At 66.9% G+C, this 6,135-nt stretch carries 7 protein-coding genes; all 7 read right to left on the bottom strand.

Annotated features, from left to right (window positions below):
* Positions 1 to 353 precede the first annotated feature (353 nt).
* From P7D22_RS15480 to P7D22_RS15450, 7 genes are read right to left on the bottom strand one after another with little or no spacing between them, the layout of a single operon-like run.
* Positions 354 to 1,130: an alpha/beta fold hydrolase gene (locus tag P7D22_RS15480; RefSeq protein ID WP_319935151.1), complete on the bottom strand. Its 777-nt coding sequence runs from the start codon at positions 1,128 to 1,130 to the stop codon at positions 354 to 356.
* A 3-nt stretch (positions 1,131 to 1,133) separates the two neighbouring features.
* The gene (locus tag P7D22_RS15475) at positions 1,134 to 1,955 is read right to left on the bottom strand and encodes an HpcH/HpaI aldolase family protein (RefSeq protein ID WP_319935150.1); all 822 of its coding nucleotides are present in this window, start codon (positions 1,953 to 1,955) and stop codon (positions 1,134 to 1,136) included.
* A gap of 10 nt (positions 1,956 to 1,965) precedes the next feature.
* On the bottom strand, positions 1,966 to 3,063 hold the full coding sequence (locus P7D22_RS15470) for a mandelate racemase/muconate lactonizing enzyme family protein (protein WP_319935149.1): 1,098 nt from the start codon (positions 3,061 to 3,063) through the stop codon (positions 1,966 to 1,968).
* Entirely contained in the window at positions 3,060 to 3,872 is an 813-nt protein-coding gene (locus tag P7D22_RS15465; protein ID WP_319935148.1) for an NAD-dependent epimerase/dehydratase family protein, read from the bottom strand. Before P7D22_RS15465 ends, P7D22_RS15470 begins: the two co-directional genes overlap by 4 nt.
* A gap of 28 nt (positions 3,873 to 3,900) precedes the next feature.
* Positions 3,901 to 4,695, bottom strand: a complete 795-nt coding sequence (locus tag P7D22_RS15460) for an amino acid ABC transporter ATP-binding protein (protein WP_319935147.1) — start codon at positions 4,693 to 4,695, stop codon at positions 3,901 to 3,903.
* Positions 4,696 to 4,709: 14 nt separating this feature from the next.
* The gene (locus tag P7D22_RS15455) at positions 4,710 to 5,402 is read right to left on the bottom strand and encodes an ABC transporter permease (RefSeq protein WP_319935146.1); all 693 of its coding nucleotides are present in this window, start codon (positions 5,400 to 5,402) and stop codon (positions 4,710 to 4,712) included.
* A complete protein-coding gene (locus tag P7D22_RS15450; RefSeq protein WP_319935145.1) occupies positions 5,399 to 6,112 on the bottom strand; it encodes an ABC transporter permease in 714 nt (237 codons plus the stop codon). Before P7D22_RS15450 ends, P7D22_RS15455 begins: the two co-directional genes overlap by 4 nt.
* Positions 6,113 to 6,135 lie beyond the last annotated feature (23 nt).

Genomic DNA, 6,135 nt, shown 5'->3' with positions numbered 1-6,135 from the left:
CCCGTTGCGCTCGCCGCCTGACCCGCTACCATTATGCAGCACCGCCCTGCGTCACCGAATTCCAACACGCTTCGCGACGGCACCCAGCGTCGCGGCTTGCCTTCTTGCGACGTGATGTCGGGCGTGCCGCTGTTCGTCTTCGGGGATCGGCATGGATACGCCGACACCACCTTCGTGGATCACGCTTTTTGAATGTCAGCGCCTCGGACGATCGACAACGAGATAGCCTTGGATGAGACGTATCCAAGCGGGGCGACGTCGTGTGGCGGATCGGCCGGAAGGTAGCAGCTCGGTCGCCACCGAGAAGCCGCCGTCAGGGCATGACCAGCCGTCGCAACCGCTTCGACGCGAGATCAGACAGCGGAAGCGAAGGACGCCACCGCTTGGTACAGCCGTTCGGGATCCTCCAACATCGGATAGTGACCGCATCCCTCGATCCTGACCATCTGGGCGTTGGGGTAAGACGCCATGACGGACGCCTGGATCCTCTCCACGGGCGCTCCCGGGTCCAACTCCCCGATGACGACGACGACGGGGGTCGCGTTACCCATCGCCTCAGCGGCGAAGTCCGTCCCTGTCCAAGACGCCATGTAGGCTTCGAGGCACGCGGGGGTCGTCGAGGAGATGCTCATGTCGAGCAGCCTGTCCAGCCATCCGTCGTCACGGATGCGGCCGGTGTTCACGTCGATGAGGTTTCGACGGGCAGGTCTCGATGCCATGGCCTCCCTGAGCAGGCTCCGCCGCGCATCGTCGATCTTGGCCCCCGACGCAGGAACGGGAGCGACGAGGATGGCCGAGCGCAGCCGGTCGGGATGGTCCACCATCAGCCGTTGCGCCGCCATAGCGCCCATGGAGTGGCCCAGCACGTGGAAGTCATGCCAACCCTGAGCGTCCGCACACGTGACCACGTCCCGCGCGACGTCCTCGACCGTCATGCCGCCCTGGGCGTCGGCCCTGATGCCGTAGCCGCGACAGTCGAAGAACGCGAACGAGAACCTGTCCTCGTCTATCAGCGGGAGCATGTCGTCGAATAGGTGGTGGTCACCCATCCAGCCGTGCGCCACGACCACCCGGATCGGACCATGCCCGACGACGAGGGTGGGAAACTGCGCGGTGCTTGTCTCTGACATCCCCTAATACCCCGGCTTCTGCGATTGTGGTGCGGTGATGGTTTCGTGTTGCCCGATGCCGGCCCTCGTGGCGGCTATGCTGGCCGCGGCCGCGGCCGCGAGCAGGCGGACGTCGTTCGTCAGCGTCACCAGGTCGAACCCCCATCCGACGGCCTTGGCGGCATAGCCTGGGGTACCGCAGTGGAGCGCGGCCTTGATCCCGGCCCGCTTCGCGGCCGCCAGGATCCTCTTGATGGCGTCGACCATCTCCGGCTCCTCGCGGTCGAAGCCGATCGGGTGACGCATGCCGGTCAATCCCAGCGTCAGGTCGGCCGGCCCGACGTAGACGCCGTCGAGTCCGGGGGTGGCGACGATCTCGTCGAGATTGGCGAAGGCCTCGGCCGTCTCGATCATCGCGAAGCAGACGACGGTGGCGTCCGCCTTCACGCCGTAGTCCGCTCCGGCGGATATCACCGCGCGGCTCGGACCGAAGCTGCGCGTTCCGGTCGGAGGGTAGCGGACGTAGGAGACGAGCCGCTCGGCCTCCTCGCGCGTGTTGATCATCGGGCAGATCACGCCGTAGGCGCCCGCGTCGAGCATCTTCATGATGATGCCCGGCTCGAGCCACGGGACGCGGGCCATGAGGGCGACGCCGCTCGTCCGCATGGCCTGGAACATGGCGACCGCGGTCTGGTAGTCGACGAGGCCGTGCTGCAGGTCGATCGAGATCGCGTCGTAGCCCTGCTCGGCCATGATCTCGGCCGTGAACGCGTTGGGGATGGAGAGCCACCCGTTCAGCACTGGTCGCCCCGCGGCCCAGAGGTCCTTCATCGTGTTCGGCTTCAAGGCGTCCTCCTCATGCGCGCCGGTACCTGCGGATGACGTCCGGGTCCGGCTCGAACCCGAGACCGGGCGCCTCAGGCACCCGGACCGTCCCGCCGTCCCTCAGACCGTTCACGTCCGTGAGCCAGGCGTCCGGGTCGACGAAGTTGTATTCGAGGGCATGGACGCTGGGATGCGCGGCAGCGATGTGCAGGCTGGCGTAGAGGCCCGGACCGAAATAGGGCGAGTGCGGCATGACAGCGGCTTGCGCGGCGTCGGACAGACGGAGGACCGAAAGGAACTCCGAGACCCCGCCGACCTTGGTGACGCTCGGCTGGACGATGTCCACGGCACCGGCACGGAGCGCCTCGGAGAACTGCCTCGTCGTGCACCAGTTCTCGCCGGCCGCGATCGGCACGCCGGAACCACGGACCCGCGCCAAGGCCGCGAAGTCTTCCGGAGGGAAGATGGGTTCCTCGAGCCAAGTCAATCCGAGGCCCTCGATCCGACCGCGGTTCTCCGCGACGAACTCCTCCGACCAGCCGCAGTTCACGTCCGTGCAAAGGTCGACGGAGGGTCCCACGGCCGTTCGGCAGGCCTCGATCTCGTCGAGCCCGACCTCGTGGAGCTTGATGGAGCGGAAGCCCGCCTTGAGGACCTCGTCGCACGACGTCGTGGCGAGCGACGCGTCGGCGTAACGCACCAGGCTCGCGTAGAAGGGTATCGCTAGGCGGGCTCCCTCGCCCGCCCCGAGCAGTCGCTGGAGGGGAACGCCCGCCCGCTTCGCCGCGAGGTCCCACAGCGCGATGTCGACGCCGGATATGGCGAAGACGGTGATGCCGTAGCGACCGAACATGTGGATGCGTCGCTGCTGCTCCAGGTTCCATCTCGGGATGTCCCCGATGGTGGAGCCGACGAGGGTGGGCAGGATGAGCCTGTCGATGATCGCCTTCGTGGCGTCGACGGTGAAGTACCCGAAACCCTCGCCCCAGCCGACGTTCCCGAGTTCGTCCGTCAGTCTCACGAGGCAGAACTCGAGGCTCTTCCAGGCGGTCGGCATTATGCCGACGCCCGATCCCCTCAGCTTGAACGGGATCTCGACGACGATCGTCTCCGCTGCCTCGATCCTCATGCGCCCACCTTCGAGCCCGGAAGGTCGGTGACCGCGAAGAGGCCGCCCACGAAACCGACGCCGTCCTGGGTGCCCATCGAGGAAAGCTCCCGGAAGTCCGCGGAACGGTGCAGGGATGCCTCGTCAACTGGGCGGTATCCCAACGGACCGCGCGTTTGCGGGAACAGCGGGTCGGGACAGGTCGAGACGCCGTAGGACACCTCGTAGGTCAGACCTTCGGCCGTCAGGCCGAGACCTATCAGCCGGGCCAGGTCGACGGCGCTCGTCCACATGCGCTCCCGCCTGCCGTCGACGATCTCCGGATCCGCGTTGCCGATGCGGACGACGAGGGTGGCGATGCCGTAACGGTGCGCGTACATGGCGCAGGCCGCCTCGCCGAACGCCTTGCTCAGGGCGTAGAACCCGTCGGGGGCAATCGTAGCGTGATCATCATACGCCTGACTGGACGGCAGCAGGCCGAGGATGTGATGGCTGCTGGCGAAGACGAAGCGTCGAACGTCGTGCCGCCGGCATGCCTCCAGCAGGTTCAGCACGGCCGTGTAGTTGGGCGCGAGCGTGTCCGCGAACGCGACGTCGGGCGCCACGAGGCCGGCGAGGTGAACGACCCCGTCGACGCCTCGGACCGCCGCGTCGGCGACGATCGGGTCGGCGAGGTCGCCGGTCAACGCGGTTTCCCCCGCGCCCATGTCGTCCACGGGAACGATGTCGTTCACGCGCAGGTCGAAACGTTGGCGCAGGAGAGGGCGAAGCATCCGCCCAACCCTGCCGGACCCTCCCGTGAGCAGGATCAGTGGTCTCTCTTCTGGCATGTCCGTCCCTCGGATCGTTTCTTGTTCGTCAGTGGAGCAGCTGGCGCAGGAAGGCCTTCGTCCGTTCGTGCTGCGGGTTGCCGAAGAAGGTCTCAGGATCCGCCTCCTCGACGATCCGGCCCTTGTCCATGAAGACGACGCGGTCCGCCACCTGTCGCGCGAAGCCCATCTCGTGCGTGACGCAGAGCATGGTCATTCCCGAGTTCGCCAGGGAGACCATGACGTCCAGGACCTCCTTGACCATCTCCGGATCCAGCGCGGAGGTCGGTTCGTCGAAGAGCATGATGCGCGGCTTCATGGCGAGCGACCGGGCGATGGCGACGCGTTGCTGCTGTCCGCCGGAGAGTTGGCCTGGGTACTTGTTCGCCTGCTCCGGAATGCGGACCCGCTCGAGGAGCTCCATCGCGACCCCATCGGCATCCTTCCGCGACATCTTGCGGACCTTGATGAGCGCCAGCGTGCAGTTCTGCAGGATCGTCAGGTGCGGGAAGAGGTTGAAGTGCTGGAACACCATGCCGACCTCGCGCCGGACCTGGTCGACCCGCTCCCGCTGGTCGGTCAACTCGACGCCGTCGACGACGATCTTCCCCGCCTCGTGGGTCTCGAGGTGGTTGATGCACCGGATCATGGTCGACTTGCCCGAGCCGGACGGCCCGGCGATCACCAGCCGCTCGCCCACGCGGACCTTGAGGCTCACGTCGTGGAGCACCTGCGTCGGGCCATAGAACTTGCTGACGCCGTAAAGCTCGACGGCCACGGCACGGTCGGACGTGTTCGCCTGCCGTGCCTGCGCGCGCGGAGACGCGCGATCGACCTCGACCATCTTCGGAATCCCTTTCAAACCGCGGCGCGGACGAGGTGACGGGTGAGGCGGCGCTCGAACAGGATCCAGACCCTGCGGACGACTTCGACCATCAGGAAGTAGATGACGGCGGCCCAGATGTAGACCTGGAACTCGAACGACCGGGCGAAGGCGAGCTTCGTGGCCTGCATGAGCTCCGGGACCGTGACGATGCTCGCGATGGCGGAGGCCTTGAGGGAGAGGATCAGCTCGTTCCCGAGGGGCCGTAGCGCGAGGATCATGGCCTGCGGGAGGAGCACCCTCACGAGGGTCACCCACGAGCCGAGACCGAGTGAGGCGGCCGCCTCCGTCTGACCTCTCGGCAGCGACCCGAGCGCAGCTCGGAGGATCTCCGCCTGGTATGCCGTGGTGTTGATGGTGAACGCGAACAGGGCGCAGAAGAAGGCGTCGCGGAAGAACCACCATACGTGGAAGGCGTCGAGCGGGCCGCGCATCTGGCCCGCCCCGTAGTAGATGAGGAACAGCTGCGCCAGCAGCGGGGTGCCACGGAAGAAGAGGATGTAGCACTTCGCGGGCACGCTGAGCAGCCGACTGCGACTGTTCCGGGCGAGGGCCAACGGCAGGGCCATGAGGGCGCCGATCCCCGCGGAGATGAACACGAGTTCGAGCGTGGTCACCAGGCCGCTCAGCATCCGAGGCCCGTAGGCCTGCAGGAGTTCGAGGTTCATCGTGCCCCCCGGTAGGCGCGGTTCGTGCGGACCTCGAGCAGCGCGACGACCGCGCCGGAGACGAGCGAGAGGCAGAGGTAGATCAGGCAGGTCACGCCGTAGAAGAAGATGGGCTGCTTGGTGTTGGAGACCGCGATCGTGGTCTGGCGCATCAGGTCCGACAGCGAGATGACCGACACCAGCGCCGTGTCCTTCAGGAGGACGAACCAAAGGTTGCCGACCCCGGGTAGCGTCAGTCGGAACAGTTGCGGCGCGATGACCGAGACGAACGCGGTCCCGCGGCTGAGGCCGAGCGCGTGCGCCGCCTCGGCCTGTCCCTTCGGGAGCGCCCGCAGCCCGGCCACGAAGATCTCGGAGGCGAACGACGCGAACACCACGCCGAGCGCGAAGAGCCCCGCGAGGAAGCCGTTGATCTCGATCGACGTGCCCGGCCAGGCGGCGTCGACGACCGCCTGGATGAGGAACTGGAGCCCGTAGTAGATGATGAAGATCGTCAGGAGCTCGGGGAGCGCGCGGAAGATGGTCGTGAAGACCAGGGCGGCGCGCGAGAGCATCCTGTTCCGCCCGTTGATCATGATCGCCAGGAGCAACCCCGACGCGAGGCCGAAGGGCAACGTGGCGACGGCCAGCCGGATCGTCAGCCACACGCCGCTGGCGAGCTGGCTTCCCCAGCCTTCAGGGCCGAACGACAGAAGTTGGAAGGCACCCATGATTTCGCCGCCCGGACGTTGAA

Source organism: Lichenihabitans sp. Uapishka_5 (assembly GCF_033947565.1).
GTDB lineage: Bacteria > Pseudomonadota > Alphaproteobacteria > Rhizobiales > Beijerinckiaceae > Lichenihabitans.
This window is presented reverse-complemented; position numbering and strand designations above follow the sequence as displayed.